The organism is Roseixanthobacter psychrophilus, from assembly GCF_043195195.1.
GTDB lineage: Bacteria > Pseudomonadota > Alphaproteobacteria > Rhizobiales > Xanthobacteraceae > NCEH01.
The window spans coordinates 42,940-56,827 of sequence record NZ_JBAFWT010000001.1; the positions used below are offsets into that span (position 1 = coordinate 42,940).

Annotated in this window: 11 protein-coding genes; 6 read left to right on the forward strand and 5 right to left on the reverse strand. The window is 65.6% G+C overall.

The features are described from left to right. Window positions 1-83 precede the first annotated feature (83 nt). From mutY to nadC, 5 genes are all read left to right on the forward strand, one after another. Window positions 84-1,238, forward strand: a complete 1,155-nt coding sequence (gene mutY / locus V5F77_RS00210; protein ID WP_429003299.1) for an A/G-specific adenine glycosylase — start codon at window positions 84-86, stop codon at window positions 1,236-1,238. Between the two features lie 156 nt (window positions 1,239-1,394). Then, a complete protein-coding gene (locus V5F77_RS00215) occupies window positions 1,395-2,405 on the forward strand; it encodes an NUDIX hydrolase (RefSeq protein ID WP_429003300.1) in 1,011 nt (336 codons plus the stop codon). 393 nt (window positions 2,406-2,798) lie between these two features. After that, window positions 2,799-3,761: a quinolinate synthase NadA gene (nadA, locus tag V5F77_RS00220; RefSeq protein WP_429003668.1), complete on the forward strand. Its 963-nt coding sequence runs from the start codon at window positions 2,799-2,801 to the stop codon at window positions 3,759-3,761. A 5-nt stretch (window positions 3,762-3,766) separates the two neighbouring features. Then, entirely contained in the window at window positions 3,767-5,326 is a 1,560-nt protein-coding gene (locus tag V5F77_RS00225; protein ID WP_429003301.1) for an L-aspartate oxidase, read from the forward strand. Further along, on the forward strand, window positions 5,326-6,216 hold the full coding sequence (gene nadC / locus V5F77_RS00230) for a carboxylating nicotinate-nucleotide diphosphorylase (protein WP_429003302.1): 891 nt from the start codon (window positions 5,326-5,328) through the stop codon (window positions 6,214-6,216). Before V5F77_RS00225 ends, nadC begins: the two co-directional genes overlap by 1 nt. A gap of 60 nt (window positions 6,217-6,276) precedes the next feature. On the opposite strand, the gene V5F77_RS00235 is transcribed toward nadC, so the two are convergent. After that, complete coding sequence (locus tag V5F77_RS00235) at window positions 6,277-7,032, reverse strand: GntR family transcriptional regulator (RefSeq protein WP_429003303.1); 756 nt, start codon at window positions 7,030-7,032, stop codon at window positions 6,277-6,279. 387 nt (window positions 7,033-7,419) lie between these two features. On the opposite strand from V5F77_RS00235, the gene V5F77_RS00240 reads away from it, so the two are divergent. Then, complete coding sequence (locus V5F77_RS00240) at window positions 7,420-7,911, forward strand: Lrp/AsnC family transcriptional regulator (RefSeq protein WP_429003304.1); 492 nt, start codon at window positions 7,420-7,422, stop codon at window positions 7,909-7,911. 194 nt (window positions 7,912-8,105) lie between these two features. On the opposite strand, the gene V5F77_RS00245 is transcribed toward V5F77_RS00240, so the two are convergent. The 4 genes from V5F77_RS00245 to V5F77_RS00260 form a co-directional block, all read right to left on the reverse strand. After that, a complete protein-coding gene (locus V5F77_RS00245) occupies window positions 8,106-9,296 on the reverse strand; it encodes a xanthine dehydrogenase family Fe-S subunit (RefSeq protein ID WP_429003305.1) in 1,191 nt (396 codons plus the stop codon). Continuing rightward, window positions 9,293-10,111: an FAD binding domain-containing protein gene (locus V5F77_RS00250; RefSeq protein WP_429003306.1), complete on the reverse strand. Its 819-nt coding sequence runs from the start codon at window positions 10,109-10,111 to the stop codon at window positions 9,293-9,295. The genes V5F77_RS00245 and V5F77_RS00250 overlap by 4 nt, the downstream gene beginning before the upstream one ends. Continuing rightward, window positions 10,108-12,477 carry a xanthine dehydrogenase family protein molybdopterin-binding subunit gene (locus tag V5F77_RS00255; RefSeq protein ID WP_429003307.1) on the reverse strand — a complete coding sequence of 790 codons (2,370 nt, stop codon included), beginning with the start codon at window positions 12,475-12,477 and terminating at the stop codon, window positions 10,108-10,110. Before V5F77_RS00255 ends, V5F77_RS00250 begins: the two co-directional genes overlap by 4 nt. A gap of 202 nt (window positions 12,478-12,679) precedes the next feature. After that, the gene (locus V5F77_RS00260) at window positions 12,680-13,843 is read right to left on the reverse strand and encodes an ABC transporter substrate-binding protein (protein ID WP_429003308.1); all 1,164 of its coding nucleotides are present in this window, start codon (window positions 13,841-13,843) and stop codon (window positions 12,680-12,682) included. Between the last annotated feature and the right edge of the window lie 45 nt (window positions 13,844-13,888).

Here is a 13,888-nt window from a genome sequence, read left to right on the forward strand (position 1 = left end):
GAATACGGGAACGAACAGAAGGCGCATCCGCGCCGGGCCACCGCCCCCTTGCGGGCGACGCGCGGCCCCGGCACGGTGCCGCCATGGACGACGCCACCCTATCAGCCCCGCGCCCCCGCAAGAAGAGCGGCGCGCGAGCGGCATCCAAAGCCGAGACCCAGGCCACCGCCGTCGCCGCGCCGGCGACGGGCGACATCTCGCAAGCCCTGCTCGCTTGGTACGACCGCCACCGCCGCCGCCTGCCGTGGCGGGCCGAAGCGGACCGGCGGGCGGACCCCTATCATGTGTTCCTCTCGGAAATCATGCTCCAGCAGACCACCGTGAAAGCGGTGGGACCTTATTTTTCCAGCTTCCTGCTGCGCTGGCCCAAGGTTGCGGACCTCGCGGCGGCACCGCTGGAAGAGGTGCTCTCGGCCTGGGCGGGGCTTGGCTATTACGCCCGCGCGCGCAATCTGCACGCCTGCGCCAAAGCGGTGGTGGCGCGTCACGGCGGCACATTTCCGGCCGATGAGAATGCTCTGCTCGATCTGCCCGGCATCGGTCCCTATACCGCCGCAGCCATCGCAGCCATCGCCTTCGACCTGCCGGCGAGCCCGGTGGACGGCAATATCGAGCGGGTGGTGAGCCGGCTTTATGCCATGGACGCGCCCTTGCCCAAATCCAAGCCGCGCATCAAGGCGCTGGCCGCCGCCCTCACCCCGCCGGCCCGGCCGGGGGATTTCGCGCAAGGCATGATGGATCTCGGCGCCACCATCTGCACGCCGCGTTCGCCGGCCTGCGTCCTCTGTCCCCTGACGGCGCCTTGCCAGGGGCGGGCGCAGGGTGATCCCACGCGCTTTCCCGTCAAGGCGGCGAAGGGCGAGAAGCCAGCGCGGGCCGGCATCGCTTTCCTGATCACCCGCGCCGATGGCGCGGTGCTGCTACGCACCCGCCCCGAAAAGGGGCTGCTCGCCCAGATGACCGAGGTGCCCTCCACGCCCTGGACGACGGATATTCCGGTAGCCGGCGCCCATGCCCCTGTCTCCCCGGGCGCCAAAGGCTGGCGTGTGCTTCCGGGGAGGGTGAGCCATGTGTTCACCCATTTCGCCCTGGAGCTGGAGGTCTGGCGCGCCGACTTGCCGCCCTCCAGCGCCGCACCCGCGGGCCATCGCTGGGTGCTGCCGAGGGACTTCGCCCGCGAGGCGCTACCGAGCGTCATGCGCAAAATATTGGCCCACGGTCATATTCCCGGCGCGTGAGGCCGCCAAAGAGCGGATCTTAAGACCCCGCTTGAGATATTCGAAAAGACGCGGGAGAAGCGCGCCTGTCTCAAAGGCTTCCCCCGCCGAAATCCGCATTGCCGCGGCGGCGCGTTCGCGCCATAGGATCGCTTCAGGCAACTCATGGCGGTGGGCATGCGCGACGACCGACCCCGCTCCTTCTCGCACCCCACATTGGGAGAAGAGAGCGATGCGCCGGCTGAATTCAGCATCGATCTGAGCGCCGCCGTGGTCGCTGTGACGGCGGAGGAACCGCGCGTGCTGGCGTTGCGCGTCGGCGACCGCCCCGCCCTGCCCTCCGGCCCGCTGGAAGAACATCACCGCACGCTGGAAGGCGGCCTGCGCAGCTGGGTGGAGCGCCAGACCCACCAACAGCTCAATTATATCGAGCAGCTCTACACGTTCGGCGATCTCGACCGGCACGACGGCGGCCCGGCACGGGCGCTCTCGGTTGCCTATCTCGCGCTGGTGCGCGAGGCACGCCCAGCCGGCGAAATGGCGGCGGCGTGGCTCGGTTGGTATGCCTGCTTCCCCTGGGAGGACTGGCGCGCCGGCCGCCCGGGCGTGCTCGATCGCATCGCCGCCGGCCTTGAGGCCTGGGCCTGCGCGGCCCCCGATTCCCGCACCGCCGAGGTACGCCGGCGCCGGCGTGTGCTTGCCTTCGGCCTTGAAGGGGCAGAAGAAATCTCATGGAACGACGAGCGGGTCCTCGAGCGCTATGAACTGCTCTACGAGGCCGGACTGGTGGCGGAAGCGGCCGCCGAGGATGGGGCACCGGCTGCACCGGAGGCGCTTCCCGGCCAGCCGCAGCTTGGCCAGCCCATGGCGCTCGACCACCGGCGCATCCTCGCCACGGCCATCAGCCGACTTCGCGGCAAGATCAAATACCGCCCCGTGGTCTTCGAGCTGATGCCGCCCGCCTTCACTTTGCTGCAATTGCAGCAGGCGGTCGAGGCGCTCTCGGGCATGCTGCTGCACAAGCAGAATTTCCGCCGCCTCGTGGAGAGCCAGGGTCTGGTGGAAGAGACAGGGGAGACCACCAGCGGCACCGGCGGGCGCCCCGCGCGCCTGGTCCGCTTCCGCCGCGACGTGCTGCTGGAGCGCCCCGCTCCCGGCGTACGGCCACAGGGCGTGCGGCGAGGCTAGGCTTTCCAGGGCTTCGGCTTCTCACCTCTGCGCTCAGCTTGGAGCGATGATGCTGCCAAGTCCCCCTCAGGTCCCCGCGCGTAAAGGATTGGGAGGGCAAGCGGCGGAGAGCGAGAAACGCAATTTTTTCAAATTCCCAAGCGACGCGATTCCAATCGCTTCCCGCAACGCACCTCGCCGAATGGTGCGGCGCCACTAAAAAAGTTGCGCCAATGCCAATTGACGCCCCTTATGCTCCGTGTAAGCATAATAAAAAGAAAGCCGGCTTTGCTCCGGCTATTTTTCGGCTTTTGATATGCTCATATCGAGCATATGGGGAGACATTCCATGCTCGATGCCCCGGTTTCGTCGGCCACCGATTTCGCGCGCGCCGAAGCATATGTCGCCCCGGCGATGCCCTTGCCCGACCTCTACGCCAAGGTCTCGCGCCATGTGCCGGCGATGGAATGGGCGGCGTTGGCGGACGATGTGGCTGCCATCCTGCGCCTGAAGAAGGAACGCAATGCGATCCTGCTGGCGCATAATTACCAAGCGCCCGAAATCTTCCACACGGTCGCCGACATCGTCGGCGACAGCCTTGCCCTGGCGCGCGAGGCCGCGAAGGCCGATGCCGACGTGATCGTGCTCGCGGGTGTGCATTTCATGGCCGAGACCGCAAAGATCCTGAACCCCGACAAGGTGGTCCTGATCCCCGACGAGCGCGCCGGCTGCTCGCTCGCCGACAGCATCACCCCGCAAGACGTGCGCGGCCTGCGCGCGCGCTATCCCGGTGTGCCCATCGTCACCTATGTGAACACCTCGGCCGCCGTGAAGGCGGAATCCGACGTGTGCTGCACCTCGGGCAATGCCAAGAAGATCGTCGAAGGGCTCGGCGTGCCGCGCGTCATCATGATCCCGGACGAATATCTCGCCCGCAACATCGCCGCCCAGACCGATGTGGAGATCATCACCTGGAACGGCCATTGCGAGGTGCACGAGCTGTTCTCGCCCTCCGATATCACCGACATCCGCGAGATCTATGCGGACGTGACCGTGATCGCCCATCCCGAATGCCCGCCGGACGTAATCGCGGCCGCCGACTTCTCCGGCTCCACCGCCGAGATGGTGCAGTTCGTGGCCGATCATCGCCCGGCGCGGGTGGCGCTCGTCACCGAATGCTCCATGGGCGATAACGTGGCGGTGCATTATCCCGAGATCGACTTCGTGAAGCCGTGCAATCTCTGCCCGCACATGAAGCGCATCACGCTGAAGAACATTCGCCGGGCGCTGGAAACCATGTCGCCCCAGGTCCATGTGGACCCCGCCCTGGTGCCCGGCGCCCGCGCGAGCGTCGAGCGCATGCTGGCGATCAAGTGACCGCCATGGCCCACGCAGCCAGCGAGAGCGACGCGGATCGCGTCATCATCGTCGGCGCCGGGGTGGCGGGCATCGCCTGCGCCCTCGCGCTCGCGCCCCTCAAGGTGCTGGTGGTGGCGCCGCAGGGTGTCGCCGCCGTTCCTGCCACCGCCATGGCCCAGGGCGGCATCGCCGCCGCGATCGGCGCGGACGATCATTTCGACCTGCACACCGCCGATACGCTCAAGGCCGGCGCCGGCCTCACCGATCCCGAAGCGGCCGCGCGCGTCACAAGCGCCGCCGCCTCCGTCATCGCCCGCCTCGCGGACTGGGGCGTCGCCTTCGATACCGATGCGGCGGGCGCCATCGCGCTCGGGCTGGAAGCCGCCCACAGCCGCAATCGCATCGTCCATGCCGATGGCGACGCCACCGGCAAGGCCGTGCTCGATGCGCTGATCGCCCGCGCCCGCATCAGCCCGCATATCTCCCGCCGCACCGACCTTACGGCCATCGACCTGCTGCGCGATGCCGACGGCCGCGTCACCGGCGTGCGCTGCATGGGCACCAATGGCGCGCGCACGGACCTCATCGGCCGCGCCGTGGTGCTCGCCACCGGCGGGCTCGGCGGGCTTTATGCCTCCACCACCAATCCGCGCGCCGCGCTCGGCAGCGGTCTGGCCCTCGCCGCGCGGGCGGGGGCGGTGCTGCGCGACGTCGAGTTCGTGCAATTCCACCCCACCGCGATTGCCGCCGCGCGCGATCCCATGCCGCTCGCCACCGAGGCGCTGCGCGGGGAAGGGGCGATCCTGCTCAATGACCAGGGCGAACGCTTCATGGCCGATGTGGCGGGCGCCGAACTTGCCCCGCGCGACGTGGTGGCCCGCGCCATCCATGCGGAGATCGCCGCCGGCCGCCGCGTCACGCTGGATGCCCGCGCGCGCCTCGGCGATCGGTTTGCCGCGCGTTTTCCCTCCGTTCACGCCCTATGCCTGGAAAGCGGCATCGACCCGGCGCGCGAGGCGATTCCCGTTCGCCCGGCAGCCCACTACCACATGGGTGGCGTGAAGGTGGACGCCAGTGGGCGAACCAGCGTTCCCGGCCTCTATGCCTGCGGCGAGGTGGCTTCCACCGGCCTGCATGGCGCCAACCGGCTGGCGAGCAATTCGCTGCTGGAGGCGATCGCCTTCTCCGGCTGGATTTCCAAGGCCATCTTCGCCGAGACCGCCCGCGAGGCCGGCACCGCCGAGGCGCCGGTACGCGCGATCAAGCCGGCGCTCGCCATTGAGACCCTGCGGCGGATCATGGATCGCCATGTGGGCGTGGTGCGTTCGGCGGCCGGGCTCGGCGAGGCGCTGCATGCGCTGGCGCCCTATGCCGACCACGACGATGCGGCGCTCGTTGCGAGCCTCGTCGCGCTCGCGGCTCTCAAGCGGGAGGAGAGCCGGGGCGGGCATTTCCGCGCCGACCATCCCGCGCCCGAACCGCAGGGCCGCCATAGCGCGCTTGACCCCGTGCAGATCGCCGCCGCCCTCGCCCCCTGGCAAGTTCCGTGGCAGGCCGAGCCCGCCTTCAAGGAAGCCGTCTGATGTCCGCTCTCGCCGCCCGCTTCGTCGCGGAAACCGCGCCCGAACTCTCGCCCTTGCCGGCCCTGCTCACCGAGGACGTCGTGCGCGCCGCCTTGCTGGAGGATCTCGGCCGCGCCGGCGACATCACCAGCGAAGCCGTGGTGCCGCCCGATGCGCGCTTCGCGCTCACCATGACCAGCCGGCAGGAGGGCGTGGTCGCTGGCCTCGGGCTGGCGGTGCAGGCGTTCCATCTGCTCGACCCGGCGATCGCGCTGGAAATCGTGCGGCCGGACGGCGCGCCGGTTTCCCCCGGCGACGTGGTGATGCGCATCGAAGGTCTCGCCCGGCCGATCCTGAGCGCGGAGCGTGTGGCGCTGAACTTCGTGTGCCGCCTGTCGGGTATCGCCAGTGCCACCGCGCATCTGGTTCAGGCAGCGCGAGCCAACGGACATGCCCGCATCACCTGCACCCGCAAGACCACGCCGGGCCTGCGAGCGCTGGAGAAATACGCCGTGCGCGCCGGTGGCGGCGCAAACCATCGCTTTGGCCTAGATGACGCAGTTCTCATCAAGGACAACCATCTGGTGGCCGCCGGCGGCATCGTGCCGGCCCTCACGCGCGCCCGCGCCCATGTGGGTCATCTGGTAAAGATCGAGGTGGAGGTGGACACCCTCGCCCAGCTCGAAGAAGCGCTCTCGGTCGGTGTTGATGCGGTGCTGCTGGACAATATGAGCCCCGAAATGCTGCGTACCGCCGTCGACATGGTGGCCGGGCGCGCCATCACCGAGGCCTCGGGCCGGGTGAACGCCCAGACCGTGCCGGCCATTTCGGCGTCCGGCGTCGATCTCATCTCGTGCGGCTGGCTGACCCACAGCGCGCCCATCCTGGACCTCGGTCTGGATGCAGCGTGAGGTGTGAGATGAATAAACCTGAGGTTCGCGCGCGGAATTCCGGGGGCTTAAACCCTGCCCTTAGCCGCGCTCGGACCTCAGCAGGTCGATCTGCAGTTTGATGCAATCACTGCGATAGACGATATCAGCGACATATATGGCGATGTTCTTGGAATCCACCACCACGCAATGACTTTCCACCGTCGCCGCACCGAGCGGGACCTTCATGAGGTCAGCCACCGTCGGATCGGCACTGCTGATGATCAGCGTCTGGTGAGCATCCTTCACCTTGATCTTCTTGAGGCCCGCGAGCGCCGGCAGCGCGGGGCTCGTTAGGAAGACGTGGCGGTCCATTTCAAAGACATGGCGGGCGAGCAGCAGGTTGACGATGGAATAGGGCTGGTCATCGCGGAATTGCAGGCTCTTGAGCGAAACATATTCAGGCGCAAGTTCGCCATCCTCGGGCTTAAGCACCGGGGGCGCGACATTCTCGGTCAAGGTGATGGGACGGGGCACATTTTCCTTCACCGAGGCGATGAGGCTGGCCCAAGTGGTCTCCAGCTTCAGCCAGTGGCGATCCGGCACGACGCTGGAGACGAAGGTGCCGCGGCCCTGGCGCGCGCTGACAAGCCCCTCGTCGCGCAGCATTTCCACCGCCTGCCGCACGGTGACGCGGGCGACCTGGAACTCTTCTTCAAGTTCCTCAAGCGTGGAAATCTTGTCGCCTATGGACCAATGCCCGGCTTGAATGCGCTGGCGGAGCACCGATGCGACCTGGATATAAAGCGGAACGCGGCTTCGATCGTAGGCTGCCGATAATTTGGACTTTGTTTGCATAAAGGACCATCGGACTCGGCGGCGCTCAAGCAGAAACCGTCTCCACCTTACGCCTAGGCAGTCAGTGTAGCCTCACAATGCCCAAAGGTGAATAGGCAATGCCCGCGGCTTGTGCATATCACCTCACCTTGACACGCTTGGCACAGAATTCACCCACCCCCACATGGCGCCAAAAACCGCCGAGCACAAAAGCAAGCCCCCTCGCGCAGGCGGATTCTGCGTTGATTACAAACATATTTTTGAAAATATTTCTTAAATTACATAAATATATTATGTTATTATAAAATTTAAGAAATATATTTGAAAATTATAGTATATTAATAATGTACAATGTAAAATTGAGTTGTATAAACTTAATATCTAAAAATTCAACCGCCCCGGTGTGTCATGGCATCTTATCTCGCAAATCAACGTGCAGACCTGGATGCCTTCGACCTCGCCATCCTTGCCATCCTGCAGAAAGACAATACCACGCCGCAGCGCACCATCGGCGAGCGGGTAAATCTCTCGGCAGCCGCCGTGCAGCGGCGCATCAAGCGCATGCGCGAGACCGGCGTGATTGCCGGGGATGTCACAATCCTTAACCCCGCCCGCGTCGGCCAACCGCTTACCCTGGTGGTGGAAGTGGTGGTGGAGAGCGAGCGCATCGATCTCGTGGACGCGGCCAAGGCCAATTTCGTCCGCTGCCCCGAAGTGCAGCAATGTTATTATGTCACCGGCGACGCCGACTTCGTCCTTATCGTCACGGTCGCCACCATGGCCGACTATGAAGACCTGACTCGCCGCCTGTTCTTCGAGAACAGCAACATCAAGCGCTTCCGGACCTTGGTGGTGATGGACCGGGTCAAGACCGGCCTTGCCGTTCCGTTGGAACGATAAGGCGAGCCGCAGAATGATCGAGGTGGCAGCATTTCTCCCCTCTTCAGCCCTTCCCCGCAAGCGGAAGCGGGGACAGCTGTACAAATGGGGAGCGCCCATTCGTCTTTTCCCGCGACAATGCGCACCCTTTGCCCCCTGCGGACGCGGGCTGGGAAGGGGACGAGGGCATAAAACCGTCGGCCGCCTGCAGAGCATCACCCCACAATCTTGCGCCATATCTCTTTCAGCCGCGATAGGAACACCGAATAAACGAGTGAACCGGCATTCAGCTCGGTCACAACAGGAGCCGACGGCGCACCCTCGCCCTGGCCCAGCCGTGCCTCCAGATTTTGCACGAACGCCGCTACGAGACGCCCGGCGATATCCTGCACCAGGCCGGAGCGGCCGAACTGGGCCAGCATGCCGGTGAGCGTATAGCCGATGCTCACATCCACCCGCGTCGCGCGGCCGTCCTCCACCGGTGTCAACGTGTAGCCGATAAGTCCGCGCGTCGCGGAATTGCTGCGCGTGTCACGCCCGCTCCCGGAAATGCGCCCGGCATGGAGATCACTGTCGCGAGTGATATCGGCCATTCCCTGAAACTCGGCCACGATCGGACCGACCTTTACGCGAATTTGCCCTTCCACATGTTCCGGGGTCGGCGTGCCCGTGAGGGACGCGCCCGGCAGGCAGGCGGCAACCTCATCCACGCGGCCGAAGAAGTCCCACACCACGTCCACGGGGTGAGCGACCACGAAGCTCTGGGGGAAACTGGTCTGCGGTACGAAATCGGCGTCCAGCTTGGCGGCCTGCGTGCCGGCGAGCCGGTTCACGGGCGCGGCCGTGGTGGTCTTCTGCACGCTCTCTACGCGCACTCCGGCATGACCGGCGCCAGCGGGGCCTAGCGCGGTGCGGATGTCCTTGCGGGGAGCTGCGCCACGCGCCCGCCGTTCCTCGATCACCGAGCGCACGGCGCGCACGATGCCCACATAACCGGTACAGCGGCACAGGTTTCCGCTCATGGCGACGCGGATCTCGTGCTCGCTGGCATCGGGCAGGCGCAGCACGACGTCGCGGGCTGAGACGATCATGCCTGGGGTGCAATAGCCGCATTGAAGGCCATGCTCGCGGGTAAAGGCGGCGCGCAGTTCGCCCGCGACCTCGTCGTCGTTGAGGCCCTCGATGGTCGTGACTTCGGCATTCTCGCAGGCGACGGCATATGTGATGCAGGAACGCACCGGCTCGCCGTCGACGATGATGGTGCAGGCGCCGCATACACCATGCTCGCAACCGATATGGGTGCCGGTGAGATCATGGGAGTCACGCAGAAAATCGGCGAGATTTGTACGCGGCTCGACATCGGCGCACAGAGTGCGGGAATTGACGGTGAGGGAAACCAGGGTCATGCCGCGTCCGCCTGCTCGAATGCGCGGCGCAGCGCCACCGCGTGCGTCCTGCGGTCCAGCAGGTCGCCCATGCCTGCGGACTGCGCCACCTCTTCCGCAGCGCCCGTGGAAAAGCCAGCCGGGCTAAACAGCGCCGCGCGCTCGGCAATGACGATCGGGCGCGTCTCGGTCGCCCCCATCACGGCACGAAAGACGCCGCGCTCCCCGTCGATCAGCACGGCACCGATGGCATGGGCGAATTCCCCGGTCTTGCGGCAGCTCTTGAAATAGCCCCAGCGCGCGGAAGCACTGCATTTGGGGATACGCACCGCCTCCAGCAATTCTCCGGGATTGAGATCGGCGGCGAGCGCGCCCAGCATATATTGCTCGACAGGCACTTCACGGACCCCGGTGGGCGCGCGCAAGATCACGCGCGCGCCCACTGCCGCAAGAATTGAAATCCAGTCGGCGGAAGGGTCGGCATGGGTCAAGCTGCCGCCCACCGTGCCGCGGTTGCGCACCGCACGATAGGCGATGCCCCGGGCAACTGCCGGCAGGGCCCCAGCCGTCACGTCCGGCACCCGGCGATCCTCGAAATCGGCATGGGTCACGCACGCACCGACGATGATGTGGTCAGCATGGTCTTCAATGCGCTTCAGAGCGGGAATGGCTGTGATGTCCACCAGCAGTTCCGGCTGCACCAAACGCATATTGAGCATTGGGCCGAGGGATTGGCCGCCGGCGATGATCTTCACCACCCGGCCCTCGTCCTGCAGCAGGGCCAAAGCGGCGTCGATCTCGACCGGGCGCTCGTAATCGAAACGGACGGGCTTCATGCGGCGCTCCCCGCAGGTTGAGCCAAAATTGGCCCGCGCGCCGCCTTGGCGGCCTCGATGGCTTCCAGGATGCGGCGCGGCGTGATGGGCGAATGCAGCAGTTCGGCCCCGAAACCCTTCAGCGCATCGTTGACCGCATTACCGATGGCCGCCGGCGGGGCGATGGCCCCACCCTCGCCGATGCCCTTCACCCCGAACTCGGTATAAGGCGCGAGGAATTCCATATGGTCGAGCCGCGGCTCCGGCACCTCAGTGGGGCCAGGCAGGAGATAATCGGCGAAGGTGGAGGCGAGTGGCTGACCCGAGGCGTCGAACTGCATTTCCTCGTAGAGGGCCGTACCGATGCCCTGGGCGAGACCGCCGTAGATCTGGCCGTCCACGACCATGGGGTTCACCAGCTTGCCGCCGTCCTCGACGATCACGTAGTCGAGGATCTCAACCCCGCCAAGCTCGGGATCCACCGCCACCAGCGCCACATGAGCCGCATAGGAGAAGGTGCCAGTATCGCGCACCGGCTTGTAGCCGACGGTGGATTCGAGCCCATGGGGATCGATGCCGGCCGGCAGGTCCTGCGGCCGGCGATACCAGGTGTGGGCGATCTCCTTCAAGGTCACCGAACCGGAGGGCGCGACGGCGCAGCCGTCTTTGATCACCACCTCCGCCGGGTCCGCCTGGAGCAGATGGGCCCCGATCTTCGCCGCCAGGGCTGCCACCTCCCTGCACGCGGTCGCCACAGCACCGCCCGCCATCACCATCGAGCGCGAGCCCCAGCTGCCGGTGGAATAAGGCGTGTATTCGGTATCGCCATGCACCAGCTTGATTCGGGCGGTGTCGATGCCGAGCACTTCGTTAGCCACCTGCGCGAAGGTGGTCTCCATGCTCTGGCCATGGGAATGCACGCCGACGCGCAATTCCAGCCCACCGTCCGGGGTCATGCGGGCGGTCGCCTGCTCATGGCCCGGCACCATGGGGATGCCCCAGCCGGAATAGACCGAGGTGCCGTGCGCCCCCTGTTCGCAATAGATGGAATGGCCGATACCGATCAGCCGCCCGTCCGCCTCGCCCTTCGACTGGCGCGCGCGCACCTCATCAAGCCGAGCCATGGCGATGGCGCGGTTCAGCGCCTGTGGATAGTCGCCGCTGTCGAAATGCTTCTTGGTGATGTTGTCGAACGGCATCTGCTCGGGCCGCACCAGATTCTTCAGCCGCAGTTCGTGCGGCTCCATGCCGATCTCGCGGGCAATGGCGTCCAGCACCAGTTCGAGCGCGAAACACACCCCGGTGCGCGCCACGCCCCGATACGGAAGGATCGGGCATTTGTTAGTGGCGACCGACCAGGTGCGGCAGCGATAGGCGGGGAAATCGTACGGGCCGGGCAGGATGCTCACCACCTGCGCGGCCTCCAGGCACGCCGAGAAGGGATAGGAGGAATAGGCGCCGGAATCGACGATCGCTTCGCAGTCGATGCCCCGCAGCGTGCCGTCGCGGTCGGCATAGGCGGTGATGGAATAATGATGCTCGCGGCAATTGGCGCCAGCGGTCAGGCTTTCGCGCCGGTCCTCGATCCAGCGCACGGGATGGCCGAGGCGCATGGCGAGCCAGGAGAGACAGATGTCTTCGGGCAGCAGAATTCCCTTGTAGCCAAAGCCGCCGCCGACATCGGGCGAGATGATGCGGATCTGCTCCTGGTTGAGACCCAGGCACTCGGCCAGACCATTGCGCACGATGTGCGGCATCTGGCTGCCGGTGTAGAGGACGAGCTGTTCCTTGCGATGGTCCCAGTGCGCGACCGTCCCGCGCCCCTCCATGGGCGCCATGCTCTGGCGCGCGGTGGATATGGTCCGGGTGATTTTGACGGGGGCGTCGAGCGCCTTCTCGATGTCCACTTCCATGAAGCTTTCAAGGAAGACGTTGTCGCCCCAATGCTCGTGCACCAAAGCGCTGCCGCTTTCGCGCGCCTTCACCATGTCGTGGACGGCGGGAAGCTCTTCCAAGTCCAGCTCGATGGCGGCGGCAATATCCTCGGCCTGGGCGCGCGTGGCGGCGACACACATGGCAAGCAGCTCGCCCACCTGGCGCACCTTGTCGGTGGCGAGCGGCCATTGCTCGGAGACTTTGAATCCCGGAAGCGCGGTCACTGCGCGTATCGGCTTGACGCCGACCATGGCATCGGCGGCGAAGGCGACGTCGCGATAGGCCTCGGGAATATGGATATCTTGGATACGGGCATGGGCCAGCGGGCTGCGCACGAATGCCACGTCCCTCAGCCCCGGCAGGCGGATATCCGCCACGAACTGGCCGCGTCCGCGCAGGAAGCGATCGTCCTCCTTGCGCGGGAGACGCGCCCCGACACCCTGCTTCGTCATCGCGTTCTCACCCTTGCGCCATGCCCAACCCCGGCCCGCGCATCATGGCCGGAGATATGTTCGTGCGGGCCGTCGCCGCATCCTGCGGCCGCCGTGAAAAAAGCGGGGCATCGACAGTGTCAGGCGCTGGCCTGCCGATGCCCCGCCCAGCCGGAAAGAGCGGGGGTTCAGGGGCCCCTTCCGGATCAGTGAACGACTTGGATCAGTGGGCGACCTGGATTTTGCCGTCCACGATCTTCACGATATAGGTCGCCGGGCTGCTCTGGCCGCTCTCGCGACCTTCGGGACCGGCCTTCGCGAACACGATCTTGCCGTTGAGGCCAGGCACTTCCACCTTCCAGAGGGCCTCGGTGATCTTGGCCGGATCGGCGCTGCCCGCCTTGGTGATGGCCGCGGCGATTACATTGATGCCGTCATAGCCGCGGAAGCTCTCGGTCAGGCCGGCCATAGGAAGGCCCTTCTTCTTCCAGGCTTCCACGAACGCCTTGGCGCGATCCGGATAAGGCGTGGCATCGGGCGACCAGGGCGTGAAGAACAGCAGGTGATAGGTGCCGTTGGCGGCCGTGCCAGCCTGTTCGGCAAGCTGGTCCGGGCTCTGCGAGCCACCGGTGGTAATGATCTGCTTCTTGAGGCCCAGCGCCTGGGCCTGCTTCAGCACCAGGGTTAGCTGCTCCACGGCGGTGGTTACGATCAGCGTATCGCTGTCGGACGCCTTGATCTTGGCGAGTTGGGCGCTCAGGTCCTGTGCACCCTGGTCCATGGTCTCCACAGTGCCAACCTGGATGCCCTTATCCTTGAACATCGCCGAGAAGTCGCTCGCGGTGCCACGACCCCAGTCGTTATTCACCACCAGAAAGTCGGCCTTCTTGATCTTGAAGCCGTCGATCACCTTCGCGAAATTCGCCGCTTCCAGCGACGAAGGCGCGGAGATGCGAAACACGTAGGGATTGCCCTGAAGGGTAATCTTGGAGGAGGAGGAGGTCTCCACCACCATTGGTATGTTGTACTGCATCAGCTTGGGCATGACGGCGAGGGTGAGGCTGGAACCCCAGGCACCAAGCATGACCGGCACCTTGTCGCGCACGATCAGCTTTTCCGCGACAGCGGCCGCCTCGGTGGGATTGCTCTTATTGTCCTCGACGATGAGGTTGAGCTTCTTACCAAGCACGCCGCCCTTGGCATTGATCTCCTCGACTGCAATCTTCGCGCCGTCCGCAACGAAATTGCCCGAAGCCGCGAAAGCGCCCGTGAGGGGCATGTTGACGCCAATGGAAATGTCCTGGGCCGCCGCCGGAAGGGCGACCACTAAGGACAATCCCAATGCGCAGGCGGCAGACGTCAGAAATCCGGATTTGAGCTTCGCCATGTCACCGATCCTCAGAAGGAAGTTATCTTATCTTTGTTGAAGCAC

Excerpts from the sequence above, each read along its gene's own strand:
- mutY (WP_429003299.1), top strand. The coding sequence starts at position 84 with ATGGACGACGCCACCCTATCAGCCCCGCGCCCCCGCAAGAAGAGCGGC.
- V5F77_RS00215 (WP_429003300.1), top strand. The coding sequence starts at position 1,395 with ATGCGCGACGACCGACCCCGCTCCTTCTCGCACCCCACATTGGGAGAA.
- nadA (WP_429003668.1), top strand. The coding sequence starts at position 2,799 with ATGCCCTTGCCCGACCTCTACGCCAAGGTCTCGCGCCATGTGCCGGCG.
- V5F77_RS00225 (WP_429003301.1), top strand. The coding sequence starts at position 3,767 with ATGGCCCACGCAGCCAGCGAGAGCGACGCGGATCGCGTCATCATCGTC.
- nadC (WP_429003302.1), top strand. The coding sequence starts at position 5,326 with ATGTCCGCTCTCGCCGCCCGCTTCGTCGCGGAAACCGCGCCCGAACTC.
- V5F77_RS00235 (WP_429003303.1), bottom strand. The coding sequence starts at position 7,032 with ATGCAAACAAAGTCCAAATTATCGGCAGCCTACGATCGAAGCCGCGTT.
- V5F77_RS00240 (WP_429003304.1), top strand. The coding sequence starts at position 7,420 with ATGGCATCTTATCTCGCAAATCAACGTGCAGACCTGGATGCCTTCGAC.
- V5F77_RS00245 (WP_429003305.1), bottom strand. The coding sequence starts at position 9,296 with ATGACCCTGGTTTCCCTCACCGTCAATTCCCGCACTCTGTGCGCCGAT.
- V5F77_RS00250 (WP_429003306.1), bottom strand. The coding sequence starts at position 10,111 with ATGAAGCCCGTCCGTTTCGATTACGAGCGCCCGGTCGAGATCGACGCC.
- V5F77_RS00255 (WP_429003307.1), bottom strand. The coding sequence starts at position 12,477 with ATGACGAAGCAGGGTGTCGGGGCGCGTCTCCCGCGCAAGGAGGACGAT.
- V5F77_RS00260 (WP_429003308.1), bottom strand. The coding sequence starts at position 13,843 with ATGGCGAAGCTCAAATCCGGATTTCTGACGTCTGCCGCCTGCGCATTG.